This is a genomic window from Variovorax saccharolyticus (assembly GCF_030316765.1).
Taxonomy (GTDB): domain Bacteria; phylum Pseudomonadota; class Gammaproteobacteria; order Burkholderiales; family Burkholderiaceae_C; genus Variovorax; species Variovorax saccharolyticus.
Genome location: NZ_JASZYT010000007.1, coordinates 374,261 through 399,931, shown reverse-complemented (window position 1 = coordinate 399,931; position 25,671 = coordinate 374,261). Strand labels below are relative to the sequence as shown.

The window sequence follows — 25,671 nt, the reverse complement described above, 5'->3', positions numbered from 1 at the left end:
CAATCGGTGGCGGGAGGTCGCTAGGCCTTGGCGGGCGTGGCCGCTTGGCCGAGGGCGATCTTGAGCAGGTCGGCCACGGTGTTGGCGTTGAGCTTTTCCATGATGTTGGCGCGGTGCGCCTCCACCGTCTTGATGCTGATGCCGAGGTCGTCGGCGATCTGCTTGTTGAGGCGGCCGGCGACGATGCGTTCGAGCACCTGGGCTTCGCGGCCGGTCAGCTTGGACAGCAGCGCGTCGCGGCTGGCCGACTGCTGGTGCTGGGCAAAGGCGCCGCGGGCGTGTTCGAGCATGCGCTCGACCAGCGCCACCAGGGCCTCGTCGTTGAAGGGCTTCTGGATGAAATCCATCGCGCCCTTCTTCATCGAGTCGACCGCCATCGGCACGTCGCCGTGGCCGGTGATGACCACGATCGGCAGGGGCGAGCGGCGCTCGATCAGCCGGTCCTGCAGCTCGATGCCCGACATGCCGCCCATGCGGATGTCGACGATCAGGCAGGCGACCTCGCGCGGGTCGTAGCGCGACAGGAAGGATTCGGCCGAGTCGAAGCAGCGGACGCGGTAGTCCTTGCCCTCGAGCAGCCATTGCAACGAATCGCGGACCGCTTCGTCGTCGTCGACGACATACACAGTGCCCTTCTTCGGAATCAAACTCATGCAGGTACTTTCGCCTCGTTGCTTGCTACGGAATCGATAGCGTCCAACACCGGTAACCAGAAGGAAAAACGGCATCCGACGACATCGGGGCCATTGTAGATGTTCTCTGCCTGCATCCGGCCGCGGTGGGATTCGACGATGGTACGGCAGAGATTGAGCCCGATGCCCATGCCTTCGGGCTTGGTGGAGAAGAAGGCCTCGTAGAGGCGGTCCATCACCTCGGGCGCCAGGCCCATGCCGGTGTCCTGGACCGAGAACTCGACCGCCGGCTGGCCGTCGATGGTCTTCGGCAGCACCCGCAGCTCGACGCTGCGCCGCGCCAGCGGCCGGTTCGCGAGGTCGATCGACTCGGCCGCGTTCTTGAGCAGGTTGACCATCACCTGCTCGATCAGGATCGGGTCGACCCGCAGGATCGGCAGCCGCGCCGCGACGTAGTGGTTCAGCCGCACGTTGCGCCGACGCAACTCGATGCCGGCCAGCTCGACCGCCTCGCTGACCATGGTCGAGACCTCGGCCGGCGTGCGGTTGGGCTCGCTGCGCTTCACGAAGGAGCGGATGCGCTGGATGATCTGGCCGGCGCGCTGGGCCTGCTTGGAGGTCTTTTCGAGCGCCGCCAGCAGGGCCTCCGAGTCGATCTGCTGGCCCTTGATGCGCGACACCATCCCGTTGCAGTAGTTGGTGATCGCGGTCAGCGGCTGGTTCAGTTCGTGGGCCACGCTGGAGGCCATCTCGCCCATTGTGATGAGGCGGCTGGCGGCATGGGCGCGGTCGGCCTGGGCCGCCGCCAGGTCCTCGGCGTCGCGCCGCGGCGTGATGTCGGTGGCGATCACCAGCTGCGCCAGCCGGCCGTCGACCCAGGTCAGGTAGCGTGAGCGCACTTCCAGCCACTTGCCGAGTTCGGGCACGAAGATCTCGTTGTTGGCCGGCTGGGCGGTGGTCAGCTGGTCGATCGGCAGGCCGGCGAAGGAGTCGACGTCGTCCATCTCCTCGTCGCGCGCCTGCGTGGCCGGCACGCCGGCCTGCGCCACCATGCCCAGGTGGCCGACGGTGTTCGAGCCGAACCAGAGCCGATAGAGCTTGTTGGCGAACAGCAGCTCTTCGCTGCCCAGCGGCGCCACCGACACCGACGCATCCAGCGCCTCGAGCACGGTCGTGAAGCGCTCGTAGGAGGCCGACAGCTGCTCGCGGATCCGGGTCGGCTCCGTGATGTCGGTCATCGAGGTCATCCAGCCGGTCTGATGGCCGCGGGCGTCGATCAGCGGCGAGACATAGAGCCGGGCATTGAAGACGCTGCCGTTGCGGCGTTTGACCCGGACCTGGAAGCCGCCGGGCAGGGCGCGCCCGTGGAGCTCTTCCTCGAGCCGCTCGTTCATGACTTCGCGGTCGGATTCGAGCCAGTAGGGGAAGGGCGGCGTCTGGCCGACCAGCTCGTTCTCGCTCCAGCCGGTCATCGCGCAGAAGGCGGCGTTGACATAGGTGATGCGGCCTTCGAGGTCGAGCACCCGCATGCCGGTCAGCATGGAGTTCTCCATGGCGCGGCGGAAATTGGTCTCGGCCACCAGCGCCTGCTGCGCCTGCAGCCGGCGCCGCGTGTGGCGCCAGGTGCCGATCAGCATCCAGCTGGTGAGCACGCTGAGCGCGCCGACCAGCCAGAACAGGCCGTTGCCGACCACGCCCTGGGAGGTTCGATAGGCCTGCGCCCGCAGCACCAGCGCGTTGCCGACCGGCGACACCGGGACTTCGTACTCGTTGGTGCGCACCGTCCAGGGCAGCAGCCGGGTGCCGGCTCCGCGCGGGTTGGCGACCGTGTTGCCGGCGAGCAGGCCGCCCTTGGCGTCGAGCAGAGAGACCGCATAGCGGGCCGAGACCTCGGAGGGCATGCCGTAGCGCAGCAGGCCGTCGATCGAGAATTCGCCGAGCAGCATGCCGGCGAACAGCCCCTGGTCGAACAGCGGGATGTAGAGCCCGAGCATCGGCGGCGGCTCGCCGCCGGCCAGGGGTTGCGAGAACACCGGCTGGCGCAGTTCGCGCGCCAGCGCGTAGTTGCTCTCGATGTCGCCCGGCCGGAGCACTTCACCGACCGCGTGCTGCAGCGCCGGATGGACGCTGGGCGCCGCGTAGTTGGCCTTGAAGCCGCGGCGGTCGTCGATCCAGCTGACCGATTGCAGTTCCGGGAACTGGCTCACGAGCGACTCGGCCCGGCTGGTGAATTCCGCTGCATCGATCTCCCGGTTGGAGGCGTCGCGCGCGAGGCGCATCAATTGCTCCTGGCGCTCCAGCAGTCGCAGCCGCACGCGCTGCTGGGCGTATTCGACGTCGCGCTTGACCGATTCCTGGACCCGCTCCACTTCTTCGGCCCGCAGGTACCAGAAGGCCGAGACGATGGCCGCGAGGAAGAGCAGCACGGCGGCCAGCGGCGCGAGCATGGCGACCGCGTCCTGCAGCACCGGCGTCTGGCGGCGCCACCAGCGGCGCAGCCACGAGAGCGGCGATGCGGCGTTGCGCGCGACGGCGATCGGTGAGGAAAGGGGCATCGGCGAAGTTTAGGGGATGGCCCCTGGCGACGAACGGGTTCGTTCGGGTGTCATGAGCCCGAGCAGGGCCGCATCATCGAGGCAATTTCATAATAAGAAATCGACAGGCACCATTTGAAATTTAGATAATTCTGTGCGAAACTCCGCGCGCCGCTGGATACGGCACTAAATTACGGCCACAACCCTCACAAGGAGACAAGCATGTCGGCAAATCCCGAGAACCTCTTCGGCTCGGCTGCGAACGACCTGGACGCGCAGGAAACGCGTGAATGGATGGACGCCCTGTCGGCGGTCATCGAGAGCGAGGGGCCCGATCGCGCGCACTTCCTCCTCGAGCAATTGCTCGAGCATGCGCGCCAGAACAGCATCGACAAACCGTTCTCGGCCAACACGGCCTACGTCAACACGATCGAGGCCGACCAGGAAGAGCGTTCCCCGGGCAATGCCGAGATCGAAGAGCGCCTGCGTTCGTACATGCGCTGGAACGCCATGGCGATGGTCGTCAAGGCCAACCGCCACCATCCGGCCGAGGGCGGCGACCTCGGCGGCCACATCGGCTCCTTTGCCTCGCTGGCCAGCATGTTCGGCGCCGGCTTCAACCACTTCTGGCACGCCGAGAGCGAGAACCACGGCGGCGACTGCCTCTATATCCAGGGCCATGTGTCGCCCGGCATCTACGCCCGCGCCTACCTCGAGGGGCGGCTGACCGAAGAGCAGCTGCTCAACTTCCGCCAGGAAGTCGATGGCAAGGGCCTGTCGAGCTACCCGCATCCGAAGCTGATGCCCGAGTTCTGGCAGTTCCCGACGGTGTCGATGGGCCTGGGTCCGCTGATGGCGATCTACCAGGCGCGCTTCCTCAAGTACCTGCATGCGCGCGGCATCGCCAACACCGAGAACCGCAAGGTCTGGGTGTTCTGCGGCGACGGCGAGATGGACGAGGTCGAGTCGCTCGGCGCCATCGGCCTGGCGGCGCGCGAGAAGCTCGACAACCTGGTGTTCGTGATCAATTGCAACCTGCAGCGCCTGGACGGCCCGGTGCGCGGCAACGGCAAGATCATCCAGGAGCTCGAGGGCGAGTTCCGCGGCTCGGGCTGGAACGTGATCAAGCTGATCTGGGGCAGCAACTGGGATCCGCTGCTGGCGCGCGACAAGGACGGTGCGCTGCGCAAGATCATGATGGACACCAACGACGGCGACTACCAGTCGTTCAAGGCCAACGACGGCGCCTACGTGCGCAAGCATTTCTTCGGCCGTGACCCGCGCACGCTCGAGATGGTCGCCAAGATGAGCGACGACGATATCTGGAACCTGCGCCGCGGGGGCCACGATTCGCAGAAGGTCTATGCGGCCTTCGACGCAGCGGTCAAGCACAAGGACCAGCCGACGGTGCTGCTGATCAAGACCGTCAAGGGCTTCGGCATGGGCAAGATCGGCGAAGGCAAGAACACGGTCCACCAGACCAAGAAGCTCGGCGACGAGGACATCAAGGCCTTCCGCGACCGCTTCAACATCCCGATTCCCGACAGCCAGATCGCCGACCTGCCTTTCTACAAGCCGGCCGACGACACGCCCGAGATGAAGTACCTGCACGAGCGCCGCAAGGCGCTGGGCGGCTACCTGCCGCATCGCCGAGTGAAGGCCGACGAGAGCTTCACCGTGCCGGCGCTGGAGACCTTCAAGGCCGTGCTGGAACCCACCGCCGAAGGGCGCGAGATCTCGACCACGCAGGCCTACGTGCGCTTTCTCACGCAACTGCTGCGCGACCAGGCTCTGGGCCCGCGCGTGGTGCCGATCCTGGTCGACGAGGCGCGCACCTTCGGCATGGAAGGCCTGTTCCGCCAGATCGGCATCTACAACCCCGCGGGGCAGCAGTACACGCCGGTCGACAAGGACCAGGTGATGTACTACCGCGAGGACAAGGCCGGCCAGATCCTGCAGGAAGGCATCAACGAGGCCGGCGGCATGTCGAGCTGGATCGCGGCGGCCACCTCGTACAGCACCAACAACCGGATCATGGTGCCGTTCTATGTGTACTACTCGATGTTCGGCTTCCAGCGCATCGGCGACCTGGCCTGGGCGGCTGGCGACATGCAGGCGCGCGGCTTCCTGCTCGGCGGCACCTCGGGACGCACCACGCTGAACGGCGAAGGCCTGCAGCACGAGGACGGCCACAGCCACATCCTGGCCAACACGATCCCGAACTGCGTGAGCTACGACCCGACCTTCTCGCACGAAGTCGGCGTGATCCTGCACCACGGCCTGAAGCGCATGGTCGAGAAGCAGGACAACGTCTACTACTACATCACGCTGCTGAACGAGAACTACCCGATGCCCGGCCTGCAGCCCGGCACCGAGGAACAGATCATCAAGGGCATGTACCTGTGCAAGCAGGCGCCGGCGCTCAAGGCCAAGTCGCCGACCGTCCAGTTGCTGGGCAGCGGCACCATCCTGCGCGAGAGCTTCGCGGCCCAGGAGCTGCTCGAGAAGGACTGGGGCGTCGCCGCCGCGGTCTGGAGCTGCCCGAGCTTCAACGAGCTGACCCGCGACGGCCAGGAAGCCGACCGCTGGAACCTGCTGCACCCGACCGAGACGCCGCGCACCTGCTTCGTCGAGCAGCAGCTCGCGGCCAGCACCGGCCCGGTGGTGGCATCGACCGACTACATGAAGGCCTACGCCGAGCAGATCCGCCCCTTCGTGCCGAAGGGCCGCAACTACAAGGTGCTCGGCACCGACGGCTTCGGCCGCAGCGACTTCCGCAACAAGCTGCGCGAGCATTTCGAGGTCAATCGCCACTACATCGTGGTGGCGGCGCTGAAGGCGCTGGCCGAGGACGGCACCCTGCCGGCGCAGAAGGTGGCAGACGCGATCAAGAAGTACGGCATCAACGCCGAGAAGATCAACCCGCTCTACGCATAAAACCAATCAACGGCGCCCGAAGGGCGGGAGACACGACATGGCAACAGTGGAAATCAAGGTGCCGGACATCGGCGACTTCGACGAGGTCGCGGTGATCGAAGTGCTGGTGAAGGTCGGCGACACGGTGAAGGCCGAGCAGTCGCTGATCACGGTGGAATCGGACAAGGCCTCGATGGAGATTCCGTCGAGCCAGGCCGGTGTGGTCAAGGAACTCAAGGTCGAAGTCGGCAGCAAGGTCAAGGAAGGCTCGGTGGTGCTGGTGCTCGAAGGCGAGGGCGCGGCTGCGCCAGCGGCCTCGGCACCGGCTGCAGCGCCCGCACCCGCGGCAGCGCCCGTGGCGGCAGCGCCCGCGGCGGCTGCGGCACCCGCGGCAGCGGCCGGCCCGATCGACGTCAAGGTGCCCGACATCGGCGACTTCAAGGACGTCGCGGTGATCGAGGTGCTGGTCAAGCCCGGCGACACGATCAAGGCCGAGCAGTCGCTGATCACGGTCGAGTCCGACAAGGCCTCGATGGAGATCCCGTCGTCGGCGGCGGGCGTGCTCAAGGAACTCAAGGTCAAGGTCGGCGACACGGTCAACATCGGCGACTTGATCGCGGTGATCGAAGGCAGTGGCGGCGCCGCTGCAGCGCCCGCCGCGGCCCCGGCACAAGCGGCCCCGGCCGCAGCGCCGGCGACGGCGAGCGCGCCGGCACCCGCGGCCGCCGCACCGGCAGCTGCAGCGCCTGCGCACGACCCGACCGTCGCGCCCAGCGGCAAGATGCCGCACGCCTCGCCCTCGGTGCGCAAGTTCGCGCGCGAACTCGGCGTGCCGCTCGAGGAAGTCAAGGGCAGCGGTCCCAAGGGCCGCATCACCCAGGAAGACGTGCAGAGCTTCACGCGCTCGGTGATGAGCGGTGCGGCCAGCACCAAGGCTGCAGGCGCCAAGGCGCCCGCGGGCGGCGGCGGCGGCGAGGCGCTCGGCCTGATCCCGTGGCCGAAGGTCGACTTCACCAAGTTCGGCACGGTCGAGCGCAAGGACCTGTCGCGCATCAAGAAGCTCAGCGGTGCCAACCTGCACCGCAACTGGGTGATGATCCCGCACGTCACGAACAACGACGAGGCCGACATCACCGAGCTCGAGGCCTTCCGCGTGGCGACCAACAAGGAGAACGAGAAGTCGGGCGTCAAGGTGACGATGCTGGCTTTCGTGATCAAGGCCATGGTCTCGGCGCTGAAGAAGTTTCCCGACTTCAACACCAGCCTGGACGGCGACCAGCTGGTCTACAAGCAGTACTACAACATCGGCTTCGCGGCGGACACGCCGAACGGGCTGGTGGTGCCGGTGCTCAAGGACGCCGACAAGAAGGGCGTTCTGCAGATCAGCCAGGAAATGGGCGATCTGGCCAAGAAGGCGCGCGACGGCAAGCTCGGTTCGGCCGACATGCAGGGCGGCTGCATCTCGATCAGTTCGCTGGGCGGCATCGGCGGCACGCACTTCACGCCGATCATCAACGCCCCCGAAGTGGCCATCCTGGGCCTGTCGAAGGGCCAGATGAAGCCGGTGTGGGACGGCAAGCAGTTCGTGCCGCGCCTGACGCTGCCGCTGTCGCTGTCCTACGACCACCGCGTGATCGACGGCGCCGCGGCGGCGCGATTCAACGCCTACCTGGGCCAGGTGCTGGCCGACTTCCGACGCGTCCTGCTATGACGACGGTGGTGGCCGTCCGCAAGGGCGGCCAGGTCGTGATGGCGGCGGATTCGCTCGTGACCTTCGGCGACACGCGCCTGTCGCACCGCGCCGAAGCCAACCAGAAGCTGTTCATGGTCAACGATGCGGCGGGCCAGAGCATCTTCGCGGTGGCCGGCGCGGCGGCGCACTTCCTGGTGCTGCAGCACGCGCTGGCGGCGCAGCCCGCCGAGGCGCTGCGCTTCGGCAGCAAGGACGAGATCTTCCGCACCTTCACGCTGCTGCATCCGGTGCTGAAGGATTCGTTCTTCCTGCAGACCAAGGAGGACGAGCACGAGCCCTACGAGTCGAGCCAGTTCACGATGCTGCTGGCCAATGCCAGCGGCATCTACGGCATCTACAGCTACCGCGAGGTGTTCGAGTTCAAGCAGTTCTGGAGCATCGGCTCGGGACGCAGCTTCGCACTCGGCGCGATGCACGCGGTCTACGACAAGGCGCGTTCGGCGCGCGACGTCGCCGAGGCCGGCGTTGCCGCAGCCTGCGAATTCGATCGCAATTCGGCCGGTCCGGTCGACGTTCTCACACTCAAACTGAAGGTGTCCAAATGAGCGAAGTACAAGTCAAGGTGCCGGATATCGGCGATTTCGATGAAGTCGCGGTGATCGAGGTGCTGGTGAAGGCCGGCGACACGGTGAAGGCCGAGCAGTCGCTGATCACGGTGGAGTCGGACAAGGCATCGATGGAGATCCCGTCGTCCGCGGCCGGCGTGGTCAAGGCGGTGGCCGTCAAGGTCGGCGACAAGGTCAAGGAAGGGTCGGTGGTGCTGACGCTGGAGGCGGCCGAAGGCGCCGCCGCGGCGCCTGCGCCGGCACCGGCGGCTCCTGCTGCGAGCCCGGCGCCGGCGCCCAAGCCGGCCCCGGCAGCCGCGACCCCGGCACCTGCCGCCGCATCGAGCTACACCGGTTCGGTCGACTTCGACTGCGACCTGCTGGTGCTCGGCGCCGGTCCCGGCGGCTATTCGGCCGCCTTCCGCGCCGCCGACCTCGGCCTCAAGGTGATCCTGGTCGAGCGCTACGCGACGCTCGGCGGCGTCTGCCTCAATGTTGGCTGCATCCCGTCGAAGGCGCTGCTGCACGTCGCCGCGGTGATCGACGAGGTCAAGCACTTCGCCGACCTTGGCGTCAGCTACGGCGAACCGAAGATCGATCGCGCCAAGCTGCTGGGCCGCAAGAACAAGGTGGTGAGCAAGCTCACCGGCGGCCTGGCCGCGATGGCCAAGATGCGCAAGGTGACGACGGTGCGCGGCATCGGCGAGTTCATCGATGCCTTCCACGTCAAGGTGCAGGAGACCAGCGGCGACGGCCAGGCCACCACGGGCAAGGCGCAGACGGTCAAGTTCCGCCATTGCGTGATCGCGGCCGGTTCGCAGGCGGTGCACCTGCCGTTCATGCCGGACGATCCGCGCGTGGTCGATTCCACCGGCGCACTCGATCTCGGCATCGAGCCCAAGCGCATGCTGATCCTCGGCGGCGGCATCATCGGACTCGAGATGGGTTCGGTCTATTCGACCCTGGGCGCACGCCTGGACGTGGTCGAGATGCTCGACGGCCTGATGCAGGGCGCCGACCGCGACCTGGTCAAGGTCTGGCAGAAGCTCAATGCGCCGCGCTTCGACAACATCATGCTGAAGACCAAGACGGTCGGCGCGGAAGCCACCAAGGACGGCATCCGCGTGACTTTCGAGGGCGAGCAGGCGCCCAAGGAGCCGCAGCTGTACGACCTGGTGCTGCAGGCGGTGGGCCGCAGCCCCAACGGCAAGAAGATCGGTGCCGAGAAGGCCGGCATCAGCGTCAGCGACCGCGGCTTCATCCCGGTCGACATCCAGATGCGCACCAACGTGCCCCACATCTTCGCGGTCGGCGACATCGTCGGCCAGCCGATGCTGGAGCACAAGGCGGTGCACGAGGCGCACGTGGCGGCCGAGGTGATCGCCGGCGAGCAGAAGGGCGACAAGGAACTGGCCAGCGCGGCTTTCAATGCCCGCGTGATCCCGAGCGTGGCCTACACCGATCCCGAGGTGGCCTGGGTCGGCCTGACCGAAGACCAGGCCAAGGCCGAAGGCGTGAAGATCGAGAAGGGCCTGTTCCCCTGGACCGCTTCGGGCCGGGCGATCGCCAACGGCCGCGACGAGGGCTTCACCAAGCTGCTGTTCGATGCCGAGTCGCACCGCATCGTCGGCGGCGGCATCGTCGGCACGCATGCGGGCGACATGATCGGCGAGATCGCGCTGGCGATCGAGATGGGCGCTGATGCCTACGACATCGGCAAGACCATCCACCCGCATCCGACGCTGGGCGAGAGCATCGGCCTGGCTGCGGAGGCGGTCCATGGCCACTGCACCGACCTGCCGCCCGTGAAGCGCTGAGCGTCGTCGGTCGCGGCGCCCACAAAAAATCCCGCCTGGAGCGGGATTTTTTGCGTCCGGCGAGCGGGGAGTGTCAGTCGCCCGAGGCCTTGATCTCGTCCTGCACCGCCGCCACGCGCCGGGCGCCGCTGAAGCGGCGCGACCAGTAGCTGCCGCTCATGTCCTCGACCCGGACCTGCGCGCCGGGCTTGGGCGAATGGATGAACTTGCCTTCGCCGACATAGATGCCGACATGGCTGAAGGCGCGGCGCATGGTGTTGAAGAACACGAGGTCGCCGGGCTTGAGCTCGCTGCGGTCGATCTTCTGGGTGGCGGCGGCCTGTTCTTCGGCGCGTCGCGGCAGCAGGTGGCCCACGGTCTGCGTGTACATGGCGCGGACGAAGCCGCTGCAGTCGAAACCGGTCTCGGCCGTGTTGCCGCCGCGGCGATAGGGAACGCCCAGGAAACCGATCGCCGTGACCACCAGATCGGAGGTGCGGTCGACGACGGTCTGGCGAACTTGATGGAACTGGCTCATCAGTCCCTTGTCGACCACCAGCGTGTCGGCGTGATGGTCGTCGGCCCGATCCTGCTGCGGCGCGGCGTGGGCCGCGAAGGCGAACAGCATGGTGGCGGTGAGGAGAAAAAGTCGCATGGCGCGTAGGATATGGATGACACCTCGGGGTGTCAATTTCATGCGGATTCGGGATTTTGCACGTAAATGATTGTCGGGAAAAGGATTTTTTCCTTTTCTCACATACCCAAATGTAAAAGTCACCGTTATGCCTGATAAGTGCTTTGCTCGATGTAATGCAAAAGATTTGCAATTCGGGTTGAAATGGCGTTGATCTCCAACTCGTCGTTTCGAAGGAAAGCATGAAAGTCCTGCCCTGCCGGATGGCCTTCAGTCGGGCCTGCCGTCTCCTCATCACGGCCTCGGCGGCGATCGGCATCGCCCACGCCGCGCCGCGGCCCGAGGTCGTCGCCTCCGGACTCGAGAACCCGTGGGGCGTGGCTTTTCTTCCCGATGGACGCTTCGTCGTGACCGAGAAACCCGGCCGGATGCGCGTCATCGGGGCCGACGGCAAGCTCGGGGCGCCGCTGGCCGGGCTGCCGCCCATTGCGGCGGGGGGGCAGGGCGGCCTGCTCGACGTGCTGGCCGACTCCGACTTTGCGCGCAGCCGCACGCTGTATTTCTGTTACTCCGAACCTGAGGCGGGCGGATCGGCCAACGGCACGGCGCTGGCGCGGGCGCGGCTGTCCGTCGATGGCAGCCGCCTCGAGGATCTCGCGGTGATCTTCAGCCAGCGCCCCAAGGTCGCGAGCCGCAACCACTTCGGCTGCCGCATCGTCGAGGCCAAGGACGGCACGCTGTTCCTCACGCTGGGCGATCGCTTCAGCCGCAAGGAGGACGCGCAGAAGCTCGACAACCACCTGGGCAAGATCGTGCGCATCGGCAAGGACGGTTCGGTGCCCGCGGGCAATCCCTTCGTCGGCAGGGCGGGTGCGCTGCCCGAGATCTGGAGCTACGGCCACCGCAACGGCCAGGGCGCCACGCTGGGTCCCGACGGCGCGCTGTGGATGCACGAGCACGGACCGCAGGGTGGCGACGAGATCAACATCCCGCAGGCCGGCCGCAACTACGGCTGGCCGGTGATCACCTATGGCGAGAACTACGGTGGCGGCAAGATCGGTGACGGCCTCACGCAGAAGGCCGGCATGGAGCAGCCGCTGCACTACTGGGTTCCGTCGATCGCGCCATCGGGCATGGCCTTCCTCGGCAGCGACCGCTATGGTGCGGCCTGGAAGGGCAATCTCTTCATCGGTTCGCTGAAGTTCGGCTATCTGGACCGGATCGAACTCAAGGACGGCAAGGTCGCGGCCGAGCACAGGCTGCTAGAGGACGGCAGGGCGCGCATCCGCGACGTCAAGCAGGGGCCGGACGGGCTTCTGTATGTGCTGACCGACGAGTCCAACGGCAAATTGATCCGGCTGCTGCCCGACTGAGCGGTCCGGGCGGCGTCCGATCGGTGGTACGGTTTGGCCTCAAACCGCATTTCCCCGAAAGACTTTCCATGCTGCTCGACGCTTCGCAATCCCAACTGGTCCTGGTCGACTATCAGGCCCGCCTGATGCCGGCGATCTTCGAGGCCGATGCCGTCGCGAAGAACGCGGTCCGCCTGGGCGAGATCGCCCGGCTGGTGGACGTCCCGACCTGGGGCACCGAGCAGGCGCCGTCGAAGCTCGGCGAGAACCTGCCCGAGATCCGTGCCCTGTGCAAACGCACCCTTGCCAAGATGCATTTCAGCGGCGTCGAGGAAGGGCTCGGAGAGTGGCTCCGGGCACCCGCCAAGGCGCCGCAGGGCAACGCCCGCAGCCTGCCGAAGCACCTGCAGAAACCGGCCGCGGCCGAGGAGCGCAACACCATCGTGATGGCCGGCTGCGAAGCCCACGTATGCCTGATGCAGACCGCGCTCGACCTGCTCGAGGACGAATTCGAGGTCTGGGTCGTGACCGACGCCTGCAGTTCGCGCACCGAGCGCAATCGCGATGCGGCCTTCGACCGGCTGGCCGGCGCGGGCGCCGAGCTGGTGACCACGGAGATGGTCGGTTTCGAATGGCTGCGCACGGCCGAGCACCCGCGCTTCAGGGACTTCCTGGCGCTGATCCGCTGATTGCCGGGTTCCGAGGGCCGGGGCTCAGGGCGGCGTGCCGCGCCGCGGTCGCCGCAAGCGCTTGAGATAGGCCTCGCGCACGATCAGGGCCATGGTTTCGACCGGCGTGAAGACCAGCGAGGCGCCGCCGAGCACGGCCGAGGCAAAGTCGCCGAGCTGGAAGATGGCCGGCGTGCCGTCCTGGGCCAGGTAGTGGCTGAGGACCAGGGCGTGGAACACGAAAAGCAGGAAATTCGTTGCCACCACCGATTTCAGCAGCCGGCTGCCGAACATGGCGGAGCAGATGCCGGCCTGCACCGTCGACGCCGCCAGCAGTGACATGCCCATCGGATAGCCCGCCGCGTAGCCCTGCAGCGCGAATGCCGCCAGCAGCAGTGAGACGGCTGCGAGCAGTGTCGACTTGCGGCGAACCGAGACGATGGCGGCGGAACGGTGAGGTGTCACTGGCCCCAGTCTGGACGAAGCGCGTGCTCGTGGGTATCCGCCAGAAGGAAGAGGGCCCCGGCGCAGCTGCGGCTTCAGTGGGGCGCGGCCAGCGGCTCGACGTTGCGTCCCTCGGCCTGCGCGATCAGGCGGGCGGTGGCATTGGCGGCCATCTCCAGCCGCCGCACGTCGCGTTCGTCGAGATGGGGACAGGCTTCGAAGCTGAATCCGCACAGCATGCCGTACAGCGTGCCGTCCGAGAAGCGCACCGGCACGCCGATATGCCCGCCGAGCGCATCGTAGTAGAGGGGCAGCCCATGTTCGGCGCGCACGCGGGCGACATCGGGCGTGAGGGATGGCATCCGGCCATCGACGATGCGCTGGCAGATGGTTTCGTCCAGACCGTGGCACTCGCCCGGCTTGATGACCGGGTCGTCGCTGCTCGACGAGATGTGGCGGAAAACGCGGCTGGCGCCGACGAACTCGCCGATGAACACGACCTCCAGCTTGAGCTGCTCGCGCACCACGCGAAGCAGGCTGCCGATCGAGACCTCGATCATGTCGCAGTCCCGCAGGTCGGCGTTGGCGGTCACGGTGGCGAGGTGCATCGCCCAATCGGCCGCCGCGTCGGGCCCGGACTCGAGAATCGTTTTCATAGATCGGTAATTTTGCCGGCAGAGTCCTGCTTTTGGCGCTTGACAGCAAGCGAATCAGGTGTCTGTCGGTCACATCGTCGGGCCCGGGCAACGGCTTGCCCCCACGAGTTCGGCCAATAGTTCTCAATGGCGATTTCCCGGTCGAAATAGCCAGAACCGTTTATTTGTCTTGAAGACGCCGGTAGGCGCTGAAATGCCGAATCGCCTTCTGCTTGTCGCCGAGATGGTCGTGAAGCCGCGCCACGTTGAAGTGCGCGTCGCCGAGCCGGGGGTCGAGCGTGAGGCAACGGTCGTAGGCCAGCAGCGCATCGCGCAAGCGCTCGAGGTCTTCGAGTGCCACTGCGCGGTTGAAGTGCAGCAACGCGGTATCGGGGCAGTGCCCGAGGGCCGTGTCGTAGAGCGCCACGGCCTCTGCGCAGCGGCCCGATTCGCACAGCAAGGCGCCCAGGTTGAGGTAGCCGTCGGCGTGTGCCGGCGCGATGTCGAGCAGTCGCCGGTAGCTTCGCTCGGCGGCGCCGGGATCGCTGGCCTCGAGGGCCTCGGCCCGTGCGAACAGGAGCTCGGCCGATGACTCGACCAGGGCCGGCGCCTCGGCCGGTCCGCGTTCGACGAAGGCGACCGCACCGCGCACCGGCGCAACGTCGAAATCCATCAGCAACTGGCCCGACTCCGCCTCCCAGCGGCTCTCGCGTTCGTGTACGGCGATCTCGCTGCCGATGGCCGTGATCCGCAGCCCGCTCAGCGGCAGTTCGGCCGGCAGCGTGGCCTTGAGGCGCTGCAGCGCCCGGACGATCTTGCGCGTCGGGATGTCGGCCTGTTGAAGCCTGTGGGCCGTGCGCAGCAGAACGACGTCGCGAAACGAGAAGCGATATTCATTGCGCGGCCCGCGCGAGGGGCTGACGAAGCCGTGGGCGATCAGCCTGGAGACCGCGCTGCGGGACAGGCCCAGCATCTCCTGGATACCGCGCAAGGTGTGCGGAGCCTCCGGCGGCGCGTTCACTTCCTGGACCGCGCACGCGCCGGCGCCGCGACTTCGGGCGGCTTCGAGGTGGCCCGCTTGACGCCCTTGCGTTCCTTCGACGCCAGCGGCGTGACCTTCTCGGTCGGCTTGCCGGCGGCCGCGCGCTGGCCACCGCGGGCCAGGCTGGCACGCAGCATCTCGGTGAGGTCGATGATCTGGCCGCCCGATTCGGATTCGCGGGCCTCGGCGGCGACCACCTGCTTGCCGGCGATCTTGGCGTCGATCGCGGCCAGGATGCGCTGCTTCTCCTCGTCGACGTACTGCGTCGGGTCGTAGCTGTCCTGCGCGATCTGGTCGATCAGTTGCAGCGCCAGCTTCACTTCGGCGTCGGAAGGCGCGACCTGCTCGATCTCGAGTTCCTTCAGCGACCGGACCTCGTCGGCATAGAGCAACTGCTGCAGCACCAGGCCGTCCTCGGCCGCCCGGACCTGGACCACGTACTGCTTGCCTTTCCAGGCCCATTTGGCGAGGGCGCAGCGCCCGCTCTGCTGCATCGCGGCTCGCAGCAGTGAGTACGACTTCGCGCCGCGCTTGTCGGGGGCGAGGAAGTAGGCCTTGTCGTAGTAGATCGGGTCGACCGCCTTCTCGGGGATGAAGCTCACGATCTCGATCGCGTGGCTCGCGCTTTCCTCGACCGCCTTCAGTTCGTCGGGCGTGAAGAGCACGTAGCGATCCTTCTCGAATTCGTAGCCTTTGACCATCTCGGAGCGCGGAACGACCGTGCTCGGGTCCTTCTCGGAGACGTATTGCTGCTTGACCCGGGAGCCGTCCCTGGCCAGCAGGTTGAACCGGACCGTGCCGCTGCTTTCGGTCGCCGAGTACAGCTTGACCGGAATGGAAACCAGGCCGAAGCCCAGCGACAGGGACGCGATCGAACGAGCTGCCATGCCTATCTCCAACGCGGGTGCGACGGACACCCGGGGTGCGCAGAATGCCACTTTCCAGAGGCTTCGAGAAGGGGCCGCATGTTTCAGGCACGCTTTCGCGCCTTGCTCGCAGGCCTCTTGCCTGCGGTCTTCTTCGCGGTTGCCTTGGCAGCCGTCCGGGTCCCTGCGGCCTTGCCGCCCTTGAGGCTGCGCGCCAGCAATTCGGTCAGGTCGAGGATCCTGGCCCCGGCCGCGGGCGCTTCCTCCTCGGGTTCGACGACGGTCTCGGTGTCGCCGGCCTCGACCTTGCGATCGACCAGCTTCATGACCTGCCGCTTGAACTCGTCCTTGAATTCATCCGGCTCCCAGGGGCCCGTCATGTCCTTCACCAGTTGCTCGGCCATCTTCATCTCGGCGGCGCTGATCTTCGCGCCCCTGGTGCCTTCCGGCGGCAGATCGAGCCCTTCCATGCTGCGGACTTCGTCGCCCCAGCGCATCAGGTTGAGCACCAGCGCGCGGCCGGACGGCACCAGCACGGCCAGGTGCTGCCGGGTCGCGATCACCACCTTGGCGAGACCGACCTTGCCGGTCTTGAGGAGGGCTTCCCGCAGCAGGGCATAGACCTTCTGCCCGCGGTTGCTCGGTGCCACGTAGTAGGGGCGTTCGAGGTAGACGAAAGGGATCTCGCCCGCGTTCACGAAACGCAGGATCTCGATCGTCTGGGTGGTGCGCGGATAGGCCGATTCGATCTCCTGCGGCGAGACGATGGCGTATTTGCCGTCCTCGTATTCGACGCCCTTGACGATGTCCTTCCTGTCGATCTCCTTGCCGGTCTTCTTGTTGATGCGCTTGTAGCCCACCGGGTCCATGCTGCGCCGGTCCAGCCAGTCGAAATCGATACCCTGCTCGCTGCTGGCGGGGTGCAGGCCGATCGGGATGTGGACCAGGCCGAAGGTGATCGCGCCCTTCCAGAGCGTCCTGGCGGCGGAGCGCGTGACCATGCTCAGCCTTTGCCGAGGTGCACCGCGACCTGCTCGGCAGAGGCGCCGACATCGGCCACTGCCTGCCGCAGCGCGTGCTCGCTGACGCCAAGGCGTTCGCACCAGTACTGCACTTCGTCGACCCGGTTGACGTCGATCGGACGCTGGGAATCAGGGGCTTTGAGGTCTTCGGCCATCGCTCTCTCCAAAACGGTGGGAAGAGCTTGGCAGCCGCCCGGGCGCCGGCTTGGCGGAAAAGCCTCCGTCTTCGTGCAGGACGGCGCCGATGCGCCGCCGCCGCACTGCCTGGGCTGCAGGTGCATGAAGATTAGCCGCTCAGCGTGAAATCCGTCCGCGCGCAAGCGTGTGCAAGTTCACGGCGTTCACCAGATGGCGTATGCCCCTGGACCGCCAGACCGGGCAGACTCGCAGCACCCGAACGACGAGGAGGTCGATGATGGAAATCGCGCAATGGATACTGATCGTGGTCGCCACCGCCGTGATGGCGGTGGCCTGGCTGCTGGTGATGCCGCTGTGCCGCAACTGGAAGCCCCTGAACGACCGCATGGCGGACCATGCCACGCGCTCGGCCGCGCTGGTGAGGGAATGCTCGACCAGCATGGGTTGCGGCACGGCCTTCGGCAGGCTGTCGACGATTCGCTGAGCGAACCCGGCGACCAGCGGCAGGTTGGGAATGCTGACCGTCGCCTGACTTTATTTCGACGGGCCGGAGCCTCGATCACCCCGCAGTCCGACCACCACCCAGCAGCAACCGAGCGCCGCCACGCCGGCCACCGACAGCGTCAGGGCGAGCGTCAGGTCGGTGCTCTCGCTGCGCTCGGCCGCGGTCGCGGCAACCGGCGGCGTCGACCGATGGTCGCGCGGCAGACTGGCGAATGGGCTGTAGATCGCTGCGCCGGGGCCGGCCTCTTCGACCGGCGTCTGGCCGGCGGATGGCGTCGAGGAGGGCGTCGGAGAGGGTTCGGGCAGTGCTGGCGCCTCGGGGCCTTCGGGGATGAGGGTCGATTGCAGAACCCCGCCGTACGGGTCGGTCTCGACCGGGCCCGAGATGACCGGAGGAGGCGCGCCCGCAGGGGCGGCCTGCGCGATCAGCACCGCGCAAAGCGACACGGCACCGAGAATGGCATGGATCGACGCGTTGGGAGACATGCAGTTCCTTGCGTGTCCGCTCGAGCGGCATGGGCATGCGATTATGCGCTCGCGGCTGCGCCGCCCAGGGGGCGGTGCACAGAGCTATGCACGGTTCGACACAAGTGCAATCGCGCATTGAGAAAGTCCGGGTGCGCCTCCAGATAGCTGGCATGGCACAATCCTGGGTGTACTCAGGCCCTTCCCCAGCCACAGTCGCATCCGCCAATCGGTCCAGCCGTGTCGCGGAAGGTTTCTTAACCAGCTAGTGCTTCCTTCAGGGAAGCGAAGGTCAGCGGAATATGAGCGATTCCTCGTCGACGGGTTCTTCCGTCTACAGCGCCTACCAAGGCAACACCTACCTCTTCGGCGGCAATGCGCCCTATGTCGAAGAGATGTACGAAAACTACCTCTCGAACCCCGGCAGCGTGCCCGACAACTGGCGTGCGTATTTCGACGCGCTCCAGAACGTGCCCGCCACCGACGGCAGCAACGCCAAGGACGTGCCCCACCTGCCGGTGGTCAACGCCTTCGCCGAGCGCGCCAAGCAGGGCACCACCAAGGTCGTGGTGGCCAGCGGCGCCGACTCCGAACTCGGCCGCAAGCGCACCGCCGTCCAGCAGCTGATCGCCGCCTACCGCAACGTCGGCGCCCGCTGGGCCGACCTCGACCCGCTCAAGCGCACCGAGCGTCCGGCGATCCCCGAGCTCGAGCCTTCGTTCTACGGCTTCGCCGATGCCGACCTCGAGACGGTGTTCAACACCAGCAACACCTTCTTCGGCAAGGAGACGATGTCGCTGCGCGATCTGCTGAATGCGCTGCGCGAGACCTACTGCGGCACCATCGGCGCCGAGTACATGTACATGACCGACCAGGGCCAGAAGCGCTGGTGGCAGCAGAAGCTCGAGAGCGCGCGCACCAATCCGCAACTGGGTGCCGAGCAGAAGAAGCGCGTGCTCGAGCGGCTCACCGCCGCCGAAGGCCTCGAGCGTTTCCTGCACACCAAGTACGTCGGCCAGAAGCGCTTCTCGCTCGAAGGCGGCGAGAGCTTCATCGTCGCGATGGACGAGCTGATCAACCAGGCCGGCATCGCCGGCGTGCAGGAAATCGTGATCGGCATGGCCCACCGCGGCCGCCTCAACGTGCTGGTCAATTCGCTCGGCAAGCTGCCGGCCGACCTGTTCGCCGAGTTCGACCACACGGCCCCTGAAGACCTGCCCAGCGGCGACGTCAAGTACCACCAGGGCTTCAGCTCCGACGTGACCACGGGCGGCGGCCCGGTCCACCTGAGCCTGGCATTCAACCCCTCGCACCTCGAAATCGTGAACCCGGTGGTCGAAGGCTCGGTGCGCGCGCGCATGGACCGCCGCGCCGACCCGCTCGGCAAGCAGGTGCTGCCGGTGATCGTGCACGGCGACGCCGCCTTCGCGGGCCAGGGCGTCGTGATGGAAACGCTGGCGCTGGCCGAGACCCGTGGCTATTCCACGGGCGGCACGGTGCACATCGTGATCAACAACCAGATCGGTTTCACCACCAGCGACCCGCGCGACAGCCGCTCGACGCTGTATTGCACCGACATCGTCAAGATGATCGAGGCGCCGGTGCTGCACGTGAACGGCGACGACCCCGAAGCCGTGGTGCTGGCCACCCAGCTCGCTCTCGAGTTCCGCATGGAATTCCAGAAGGACGTGGTGGTCGACATCATCTGCTTCCGCAAGCTCGGCCACAACGAGCAGGACACGCCCGCGCTGACCCAGCCGCTGATGTACAAGAAGATCGCCCAGCATCCCGGCACGCGCAGGCTGTATGCCGACAAGCTGGCGGCCCAGGGCCTGGGCGCCACGCTCGGCGACGACATGGTCAAGGCCCAGCGCGCCGCCTTCGATGCCGGCAAGAACACCTCCGACCCGGTGCTCACCAACTTCAAGAGCAAGTACGCGGTCGACTGGAGCCCCTTCCTCAACAAGAAGTGGACCGACGCCGGCGACACCGCGATTCCGACCGCCGAATGGAAGCGGCTGGCCGAGCGCATCACGAAGGCGCCCGAAGGCTTCACGGTGCATCCGCTGGTCAAGAAGGTGCTCGACGACCGCGCCGCGATGGGCCGTGGCGACGTCAACGTCGACTGGGGCATGGGCGAGCACATGGCCTTCGCCTCGCTGGTGGCGAGCGGCTATCCGGTTCGCCTCTCGGGCGAAGACAGCGGTCGCGGCACCTTCACGCACCGCCATGCCGTGCTGCACGACCAGAACCGCGAGAAGTTCGACGAAGGCACCTACGTGCCGCTGCAGAACGTGGCCGACAACCAGGCTCCCTTCGTCGTCATCGACTCGATCCTGTCCGAAGAAGCGGTGCTGGCCTTCGAATATGGCTACGCCTCGAACGACCCCAACACGCTGGTGATCTGGGAAGCGCAGTTCGGCGACTTCGTGAACGGCGCGCAAGTCGTGATCGACCAGTTCATCGCCTCGGGCGAGGTCAAGTGGGGCCGCGTCAACGGCATCACGCTGATGCTGCCGCACGGCTACGAAGGCCAGGGCCCCGAGCACAGCTCGGCGCGCCTGGAGCGCTTCATGCAATTGGCGGCCGACACCAACATGCAGGTGGTGCAGCCGACCACGGCGAGCCAGATCTTCCACGTGCTGCGCCGCCAGATGGTGCGCAACCTGCGCAAGCCGTTGATCATCATGACGCCGAAGTCGCTGCTGCGTAACAAGGACGCGACCTCGCCGCTGTCCGAGTTCACCAAGGGCGCCTTCCAGACCGTCATTCCGGACAACAAGGAACTGAAGGCCGACAAGGTCAAGCGCGTCGTCGCCTGCTCGGGCAAGGTCTACTACGACCTGGCCAAGAAGCGCGAGGAGAAGGGCATCGACGACGTCGCGATCATCCGCGTCGAACAGCTCTATCCGTTCCCGCACAAGGCCTTCGGCGCCGAGCTCAAGAAGTACCCGAATCTGGTCGATGTGGTCTGGGCGCAGGACGAGCCGCAGAACCAGGGTGCCTGGTTCTTCGTGCAGCACTACATCCACGAGAACATGCAGGAAGGCCAGAAGCTCGGCTACTCGGGCCGTGCCGCTTCGGCATCGCCTGCGGTCGGCTACTCGCATCTCCATCAGGAACAGCAGAAGGCGCTGGTCGACGGCGCGTTCGGCAAGCTCAAAGGCTTCGTGCTGACCAAGTAAACAAAAGAGCGCCGAGAGCGCTCTGACCCAACTCCAAAGAAACACGAAGCGAGCACATAGAAATGTCCATCGTAGAAGTCAAAGTCCCCCAGTTGTCCGAGTCCGTGGCCGAAGCCACCATGCTGCAGTGGAAGAAGAAGGCCGGCGATGCCGTCGCCATCGATGAAATCCTGATCGAGATCGAGACCGACAAGGTCGTGCTCGAAGTGCCGGCCCCCGCGGCGGGCGTGCTGGCCGAGATCGTCCAGGGCGACGGTGCCACCGTGATCGCCGAGCAGTTGATCGCCCGCATCGACACCGAGGGCAAGGCCGGCGCCGCCGCGCCTGCCGCCGCTGCACCGGCCGCCGCGCCGGCCGCGGCCCCCGCGCCGGCTGCGGCCGCAGCCGCTGCCACCGGCGGTTCGAAGTCCGACGTCGCCATGCCGGCGGCCGCCAAGCTGCTGGCGGACAACAAGTTGAGCACCGGCGACGTTGCCGGCACCGGCCGCGATGGCCGCGTCACCAAGGGCGACGTGCTCGGCGCCGTGGCGGCCGGCACCACCGCGAAGGTGGCTGCACCCGTGCCGGTGCCGACCGGCGCGCCCAAGGCGGCGCTGCCGCAGGTTGCTGCGCCGACCCGCGCGCCCGACCTCGGCGACCGTCCGGAAGAGCGCGTGCCGATGAGCCGCCTGCGCGCGCGCATCGCCGAGCGCCTGCTGCAATCGCAGTCGAGCAACGCGATCCTGACCACGTTCAACGAAGTCAACATGGCCCCGGTCATGGAGATGCGCAAGAAGTTCCAGGACGCGTTCACCAAGGAGCACGGCGTCAAGATCGGCTTCATGAGCTTCTTCGTGAAGGCCGCTGTGCATGCGCTCAAGAAGTACCCGGTGATCAACGCCTCGGTCGACGGCAACGACATCGTCTACCACGGCTACTTCGACATCGGCATCGCGGTCGGTTCGCCGCGCGGCCTGGTGGTGCCGATCCTGCGCAACGCCGACCAGATGAGCTTCGCCGACATCGAGAAGAAGATCGCCGAGTTCGGCCAGAAGGCCAAGGACGGCAAGCTGGGCATCGAAGAGATGACCGGCGGCACCTTCTCGATCTCCAACGGCGGCACCTTCGGCTCGATGCTGTCGACCCCGATCATCAACCCGCCGCAGTCGGCCATCCTGGGCGTGCACGCGACCAAGGACCGCGCAGTGGTCGAGAACGGCCAGGTCGTGGTGCGTCCGATGAACTACCTCGCGATGAGCTACGACCACCGCATCATCGACGGCCGCGAAGCCGTGCTGGGCCTGGTCGCCATGAAGGAAGCGCTGGAAGATCCGTCGCGCCTCCTGTTCGACATCTGAGGAGCACCGGATGTCTGAAAAGCAATTCGACGTCGTCGTCATCGGCGGCGGCCCCGGCGGCTATGTGGCTGCGATCCGCGCGGCACAGCTCGGCTTCAACGTGGCCTGCATCGACGAGTGGAAGAACGCCAAGGGCGGTCCGGCACTCGGCGGCACCTGCACCAACATCGGCTGCATCCCCTCGAAGGCGCTGCTGCAGTCCTCCGAGCACTACGAGCACGCTGGCCACAGCTTCGCCGACCATGGCATCAAGGTCGAGGGCCTGGGCCTCGATGTCGCCAAGATGCTGTCCCGCAAGGACACTGTCGTGAAGCAGAACAACGACGGCATCGTCTACCTGTTCAAGAAGAACAAGGTCGCGTTCTTCCATGGCCGCGGCTCCTTCGTGAAGGCCTCCGACGCCGGCTACGAGATCAAGGTCGAGGGCGCTGCCGAAGAGAGCATCACGGCCAAGCAGGTCATCGTCGCGACCGGCTCCAACGCGCGTCCCTTGCCGGGTGCGCCGTTCGACGAGGAGAACATCCTCTCGAACGACGGCGCGCTGCGCATCGGCGCCGTGCCGAAGAAGCTGGCGCTGATCGGCTCCGGCGTGATCGGCCTCGAGATGGGCTCGGTCTGGCGCCGCCTCGGTGCCGAGGTCACGGTGCTCGAAGCACTGCCGACTTTCCTCGGCGCGGTCGACGAGCAGATCGCCAAGGAGGCGCTCAAGGCCTTCACCAAGCAGAACCTCAAGATCGAGCTCGGCGTCAAGGTCGGCGAGGTCAAGTCGGGCAAGAAGGGCGTCTCGATCGCCTACACCGATGCCAAGGGCGGCGCGCAGTCGCTTGAGGTCGACAAGCTGATCGTCTCGATCGGCCGCGTGCCCAACACCATCGGCCTCAACGCCGAAGCCGTGGGCCTGAAGCTCGACGATCGCGGCGCCATCGAGGTCGACGAAGAGTGCCGCACCAACCTGCCCGGCGTCTGGGCCATCGGCGACGTGGTGCGTGGCCCGATGCTCGCGCACAAGGCCGAGGAAGAGGGCGTGGCGGTGGCCGAACGCATGGCCGGCCAGCATGGGCACGTCAACTTCAACACGATTCCCTGGGTGATCTATACCTCCCCGGAAATCGCCTGGGTCGGCCAGACCGAGCAGCAGCTCAAGGCCAGCGGCCGCGCCTACAAGGCCGGCACCTTCCCGTTCCTCGCGAACGGGCGGGCGCGCGCGTTGGGCGACACCACCGGCATGGTCAAGTTCCTGGCCGACGCGGCCACCGACGAGATCCTCGGCGTCCACATGGTCGGCCCGATGGTGAGCGAGCTGATCTCCGAAGCCGTGGTGGCGATGGAGTTCAAGGCCAGCGCGGAAGACATCGCACGCATCTGCCATGCCCACCCGTCGCTGTCGGAAGCCACCAAGGAAGCTGCGCTCGCCGTCGACAAGCGTACGCTGAACTTCTGAGTACGTGACGACCGTCAGGCAAGCGTACGACGCCGAGCTGGTTGCGCGGGGTTATCAAAGTGACCCCGCGCAGTTGCGCGCCGTCGAGGCCCTCGACCGCTGCGCGCGGGAGTGGGGCGAGTACAAGGCGCAGCGCTCGAACGCCTTCAAGAAACTGATCAACCGGCCCGAGATCCCGCGCGGGGTCTACATGTACGGTGGCGTCGGGCGCGGCAAGAGCTTCCTGATGGACTGCTTCTACAACGCGGTCCCGCTCAGGCGCAAGACGCGCCTGCACTTCCACGAGTTCATGCGCGAGGTGCACCGCGAACTGGCGGATCTGCAGGGCACGGTCAATCCGCTCGACGAACTCGGCCTGCGGATCTCCAAGCGCTACAGGCTGATCTGCTTCGACGAGTTCCACGTGTCCGACATCACCGATGCGATGATCTTGCATCGGCTGCTGGCGGCGCTGTTCGACAACGGCGTGGGCTTCGTCACCACCTCCAATTTCAAGCCCGACGATCTCTATCCGGGGGGCTTGCACCGTGACCGCATCCTGCCGGCCATCGCCTTGCTGAACCAGCGGCTGGAGGTGCTCAGCGTCGACAACGGCACCGACTACCGGCGCCGCACGCTCGAGCAGGTGCGGCTCTACCTCACGCCCAACGGCGCGGCGGCCGACAAGGAGATGCGCAAGGCCTTCGAGCGGCTGGCGGAAAGCGCCGACGAAAACCCGGTGCTGCACATCGAGTCGCGCGAGATCCACGCCCGGCGCAAGGCCGGCGGCGTGGTGTGGTTCGACTTCAAGACGCTCTGCGGCGGCCCTCGCTCGCAGAACGACTATCTGGAGATCGCGACCCAGTTCCATACCGTGCTGCTGTCCGACGTGCCCTACATGCCGGTCCGCATGGCCTCTGAAGCACGTCGTTTCACCTGGTTGGTCGACGTGTTCTACGATCGTCGCGTGAAGCTGATCATGTCCGCCGAAGTGGCGCCCGAGGCGTTGTACACCGAGGGTCCTCTGGCCCACGAGTTTCCCCGCACCGTGTCGCGTCTCAACGAGATGCAGTCGGCCGAATTCCTGGCGCTGGAACGCCGCACCGTCGACACCCGCCTGACATGAAGAACATCGTCCTTGCCCTGCTGATCGGTCTCGCTGCTGCGCCCCTGTGGGCGCAGTCGGGCGCGACCACCGGCGGCGCCGACCTCGACGCCGAACGGGCGCGGCTGAGCGCCGAGCGCAAGGTGATCAGCGAGCGCTACGACGCCGAGCGGGCCGCCTGCTACAAGAAGTTCGCGGTCGAGGGCTGCCTGGAAGACAGCCGGCGCCGGCGCCGGCTCGCCACCGACGACATCAAGCGCCAGGAGGCGGCGATCAACGAATTCGAACGCAAGCGCCGCGGCGCCGCCGCGCTCGACAAGCTCGAAGAGAAGGGCAGCAGCGCCCGCTCCAAGGAGGCCGATGCAGAGCGCGAGCAGTCGGTCAAGTCGCAGCAGGAGCGCGAGCAGCGCGCCGCCGACCATGCGGCCGGCCGCGCCCAGGCGGCCGCCGAGGCGGCCGACAAGCAGCGCCAGTTCGACGACAAGCAGCGGGCGCACGCCCAAGAGCAGGAGAAGGCGGCGCGTCGCCGCGCGGAGGCTCCGGCGGCCCGGCAGGCCTACGATGAAAAGCTGCAGCGGGCCGAGCAGCAGCGCGCCGAGAACGAGCGCCGCAATGCCGCCAAGACCAAGCCGCGTTCGGCACCCTTGCCGGACCCGGAGCGTTCGGCCGCGCCCTGAT

22 protein-coding genes are annotated in these 25,671 nt (G+C 66.8%); 12 read left to right on the top strand and 10 right to left on the bottom strand.

Annotated features, from left to right (window positions below):
• Nucleotides 1–20: 20 nt before the first annotated feature.
• Together QTI45_RS22625 and QTI45_RS22620 are read right to left on the bottom strand one after the other, a co-directional pair.
• Nucleotides 21–653 (bottom strand): response regulator transcription factor, encoded by a 633-nt coding sequence (locus QTI45_RS22625; RefSeq protein WP_286368208.1) that lies wholly within the window; start codon nucleotides 651–653, stop codon nucleotides 21–23.
• Entirely contained in the window at nucleotides 650–3,187 is a 2,538-nt protein-coding gene (locus QTI45_RS22620; protein ID WP_286368207.1) for a PAS domain-containing sensor histidine kinase, read from the bottom strand. Before QTI45_RS22620 ends, QTI45_RS22625 begins: the two co-directional genes overlap by 4 nt.
• Before the next feature lie 201 nt (nucleotides 3,188–3,388).
• Here QTI45_RS22620 and aceE point away from each other — a divergent pair, with 201 nt between their 5' ends.
• From aceE to lpdA (QTI45_RS22600), 4 genes are read left to right on the top strand one after another with little or no spacing between them, the layout of a single operon-like run.
• The gene (gene aceE, locus QTI45_RS22615; RefSeq protein ID WP_286368206.1) at nucleotides 3,389–6,103 is read left to right on the top strand and encodes a pyruvate dehydrogenase (acetyl-transferring), homodimeric type; all 2,715 of its coding nucleotides are present in this window, start codon (nucleotides 3,389–3,391) and stop codon (nucleotides 6,101–6,103) included.
• 37 nt (nucleotides 6,104–6,140) lie between these two features.
• The gene (gene aceF, locus QTI45_RS22610; RefSeq protein WP_286655969.1) at nucleotides 6,141–7,793 is read left to right on the top strand and encodes a dihydrolipoyllysine-residue acetyltransferase; all 1,653 of its coding nucleotides are present in this window, start codon (nucleotides 6,141–6,143) and stop codon (nucleotides 7,791–7,793) included.
• A complete protein-coding gene (locus tag QTI45_RS22605) occupies nucleotides 7,790–8,380 on the top strand; it encodes an Ntn hydrolase family protein (RefSeq protein WP_286368204.1) in 591 nt (196 codons plus the stop codon). Before aceF ends, QTI45_RS22605 begins: the two co-directional genes overlap by 4 nt.
• Nucleotides 8,377–10,197, top strand: a complete 1,821-nt coding sequence (gene lpdA, locus QTI45_RS22600; protein ID WP_286655968.1) for a dihydrolipoyl dehydrogenase — start codon at nucleotides 8,377–8,379, stop codon at nucleotides 10,195–10,197. The genes QTI45_RS22605 and lpdA (QTI45_RS22600) overlap by 4 nt, the downstream gene beginning before the upstream one ends.
• A gap of 73 nt (nucleotides 10,198–10,270) precedes the next feature.
• On the opposite strand, the gene QTI45_RS22595 is transcribed toward lpdA (QTI45_RS22600), so the two are convergent.
• On the bottom strand, nucleotides 10,271–10,831 hold the full coding sequence (locus QTI45_RS22595) for a C40 family peptidase (protein WP_286655967.1): 561 nt from the start codon (nucleotides 10,829–10,831) through the stop codon (nucleotides 10,271–10,273).
• Between the two features lie 242 nt (nucleotides 10,832–11,073).
• Here QTI45_RS22595 and QTI45_RS22590 point away from each other — a divergent pair, with 242 nt between their 5' ends.
• A complete protein-coding gene (locus tag QTI45_RS22590) occupies nucleotides 11,074–12,183 on the top strand; it encodes a PQQ-dependent sugar dehydrogenase (protein ID WP_286655996.1) in 1,110 nt (369 codons plus the stop codon).
• 68 nt (nucleotides 12,184–12,251) lie between these two features.
• Nucleotides 12,252–12,851, top strand: coding sequence for an isochorismatase family protein (locus QTI45_RS22585; protein ID WP_286655966.1), 600 nt, complete (start codon nucleotides 12,252–12,254; stop codon nucleotides 12,849–12,851).
• A 24-nt stretch (nucleotides 12,852–12,875) separates the two neighbouring features.
• Here the strand turns inward: QTI45_RS22585 and QTI45_RS22580 are convergent, their stop codons facing one another.
• From QTI45_RS22580 to QTI45_RS22555, 6 genes are all read right to left on the bottom strand, one after another.
• Entirely contained in the window at nucleotides 12,876–13,295 is a 420-nt protein-coding gene (locus tag QTI45_RS22580) for a hypothetical protein (protein ID WP_286368200.1), read from the bottom strand.
• A 74-nt stretch (nucleotides 13,296–13,369) separates the two neighbouring features.
• Nucleotides 13,370–13,930 (bottom strand): GAF domain-containing protein, encoded by a 561-nt coding sequence (locus QTI45_RS22575; protein ID WP_286655965.1) that lies wholly within the window; start codon nucleotides 13,928–13,930, stop codon nucleotides 13,370–13,372.
• Between the two features lie 160 nt (nucleotides 13,931–14,090).
• Nucleotides 14,091–14,900: a tetratricopeptide repeat protein gene (locus QTI45_RS22570; RefSeq protein WP_286655964.1), complete on the bottom strand. Its 810-nt coding sequence runs from the start codon at nucleotides 14,898–14,900 to the stop codon at nucleotides 14,091–14,093.
• A 26-nt stretch (nucleotides 14,901–14,926) separates the two neighbouring features.
• The gene (gene ku, locus QTI45_RS22565; protein ID WP_286655963.1) at nucleotides 14,927–15,838 is read right to left on the bottom strand and encodes a non-homologous end joining protein Ku; all 912 of its coding nucleotides are present in this window, start codon (nucleotides 15,836–15,838) and stop codon (nucleotides 14,927–14,929) included.
• A gap of 83 nt (nucleotides 15,839–15,921) precedes the next feature.
• Nucleotides 15,922–16,818 carry a non-homologous end joining protein Ku gene (gene ku, locus QTI45_RS22560; RefSeq protein WP_286655962.1) on the bottom strand — a complete coding sequence of 299 codons (897 nt, stop codon included), beginning with the start codon at nucleotides 16,816–16,818 and terminating at the stop codon, nucleotides 15,922–15,924.
• 2 nt (nucleotides 16,819–16,820) lie between these two features.
• A complete protein-coding gene (locus QTI45_RS22555; RefSeq protein WP_286655961.1) occupies nucleotides 16,821–16,994 on the bottom strand; it encodes a DUF3606 domain-containing protein in 174 nt (57 codons plus the stop codon).
• 260 nt (nucleotides 16,995–17,254) lie between these two features.
• Between QTI45_RS22555 and QTI45_RS22550 the strand changes: the two genes are divergently transcribed.
• On the top strand, nucleotides 17,255–17,461 hold the full coding sequence (locus QTI45_RS22550) for a hypothetical protein (RefSeq protein ID WP_286655960.1): 207 nt from the start codon (nucleotides 17,255–17,257) through the stop codon (nucleotides 17,459–17,461).
• 50 nt (nucleotides 17,462–17,511) lie between these two features.
• On the opposite strand, the gene QTI45_RS22545 is transcribed toward QTI45_RS22550, so the two are convergent.
• Nucleotides 17,512–17,967: a hypothetical protein gene (locus QTI45_RS22545; protein ID WP_286655959.1), complete on the bottom strand. Its 456-nt coding sequence runs from the start codon at nucleotides 17,965–17,967 to the stop codon at nucleotides 17,512–17,514.
• 281 nt (nucleotides 17,968–18,248) lie between these two features.
• On the opposite strand from QTI45_RS22545, the gene QTI45_RS22540 reads away from it, so the two are divergent.
• From QTI45_RS22540 to QTI45_RS22520, 5 genes are all read left to right on the top strand, one after another.
• Nucleotides 18,249–21,131, top strand: a complete 2,883-nt coding sequence (locus QTI45_RS22540) for a 2-oxoglutarate dehydrogenase E1 component (RefSeq protein ID WP_286655958.1) — start codon at nucleotides 18,249–18,251, stop codon at nucleotides 21,129–21,131.
• A gap of 62 nt (nucleotides 21,132–21,193) precedes the next feature.
• Entirely contained in the window at nucleotides 21,194–22,468 is a 1,275-nt protein-coding gene (gene odhB, locus QTI45_RS22535) for a 2-oxoglutarate dehydrogenase complex dihydrolipoyllysine-residue succinyltransferase (RefSeq protein WP_286655957.1), read from the top strand.
• Nucleotides 22,469–22,478: 10 nt separating this feature from the next.
• The gene (lpdA, locus tag QTI45_RS22530; protein ID WP_286655956.1) at nucleotides 22,479–23,909 is read left to right on the top strand and encodes a dihydrolipoyl dehydrogenase; all 1,431 of its coding nucleotides are present in this window, start codon (nucleotides 22,479–22,481) and stop codon (nucleotides 23,907–23,909) included.
• Nucleotides 23,910–23,913: 4 nt separating this feature from the next.
• Nucleotides 23,914–25,014 carry a cell division protein ZapE gene (gene zapE / locus QTI45_RS22525; RefSeq protein WP_286368183.1) on the top strand — a complete coding sequence of 367 codons (1,101 nt, stop codon included), beginning with the start codon at nucleotides 23,914–23,916 and terminating at the stop codon, nucleotides 25,012–25,014.
• The gene (locus tag QTI45_RS22520) at nucleotides 25,011–25,670 is read left to right on the top strand and encodes a hypothetical protein (RefSeq protein WP_286655955.1); all 660 of its coding nucleotides are present in this window, start codon (nucleotides 25,011–25,013) and stop codon (nucleotides 25,668–25,670) included. The genes zapE and QTI45_RS22520 overlap by 4 nt, the downstream gene beginning before the upstream one ends.
• The last annotated feature ends 1 nt before the right edge of the window (nucleotide 25,671 follow it).

Bases quoted from the DNA above. Each gene is read 5' to 3' on its own strand.
- QTI45_RS22620 (WP_286368207.1), bottom strand. From the start codon at position 3,187: ATGCCCCTTTCCTCACCGATCGCCGTCGCGCGCAACGCCGCATCGCCG.
- QTI45_RS22555 (WP_286655961.1), bottom strand. From the start codon at position 16,994: ATGGCCGAAGACCTCAAAGCCCCTGATTCCCAGCGTCCGATCGACGTC.
- QTI45_RS22585 (WP_286655966.1), top strand. From the start codon at position 12,252: ATGCTGCTCGACGCTTCGCAATCCCAACTGGTCCTGGTCGACTATCAG.
- aceF (WP_286655969.1), top strand. From the start codon at position 6,141: ATGGCAACAGTGGAAATCAAGGTGCCGGACATCGGCGACTTCGACGAG.
- lpdA (WP_286655968.1), top strand. From the start codon at position 8,377: ATGAGCGAAGTACAAGTCAAGGTGCCGGATATCGGCGATTTCGATGAA.
- aceE (WP_286368206.1), top strand. From the start codon at position 3,389: ATGTCGGCAAATCCCGAGAACCTCTTCGGCTCGGCTGCGAACGACCTG.
- QTI45_RS22550 (WP_286655960.1), top strand. From the start codon at position 17,255: ATGGAAATCGCGCAATGGATACTGATCGTGGTCGCCACCGCCGTGATG.
- lpdA (WP_286655956.1), top strand. From the start codon at position 22,479: ATGTCTGAAAAGCAATTCGACGTCGTCGTCATCGGCGGCGGCCCCGGC.
- QTI45_RS22590 (WP_286655996.1), top strand. From the start codon at position 11,074: ATGGCCTTCAGTCGGGCCTGCCGTCTCCTCATCACGGCCTCGGCGGCG.
- QTI45_RS22575 (WP_286655965.1), bottom strand. From the start codon at position 13,930: ATGAAAACGATTCTCGAGTCCGGGCCCGACGCGGCGGCCGATTGGGCG.
- ku (WP_286655962.1), bottom strand. From the start codon at position 16,818: ATGGTCACGCGCTCCGCCGCCAGGACGCTCTGGAAGGGCGCGATCACC.
- QTI45_RS22520 (WP_286655955.1), top strand. From the start codon at position 25,011: ATGAAGAACATCGTCCTTGCCCTGCTGATCGGTCTCGCTGCTGCGCCC.
- QTI45_RS22605 (WP_286368204.1), top strand. From the start codon at position 7,790: ATGACGACGGTGGTGGCCGTCCGCAAGGGCGGCCAGGTCGTGATGGCG.
- QTI45_RS22595 (WP_286655967.1), bottom strand. From the start codon at position 10,831: ATGCGACTTTTTCTCCTCACCGCCACCATGCTGTTCGCCTTCGCGGCC.
- QTI45_RS22545 (WP_286655959.1), bottom strand. From the start codon at position 17,967: ATGTCTCCCAACGCGTCGATCCATGCCATTCTCGGTGCCGTGTCGCTT.
- QTI45_RS22540 (WP_286655958.1), top strand. From the start codon at position 18,249: ATGAGCGATTCCTCGTCGACGGGTTCTTCCGTCTACAGCGCCTACCAA.
- odhB (WP_286655957.1), top strand. From the start codon at position 21,194: ATGTCCATCGTAGAAGTCAAAGTCCCCCAGTTGTCCGAGTCCGTGGCC.
- QTI45_RS22625 (WP_286368208.1), bottom strand. From the start codon at position 653: ATGAGTTTGATTCCGAAGAAGGGCACTGTGTATGTCGTCGACGACGAC.
- ku (WP_286655963.1), bottom strand. From the start codon at position 15,838: ATGGCAGCTCGTTCGATCGCGTCCCTGTCGCTGGGCTTCGGCCTGGTT.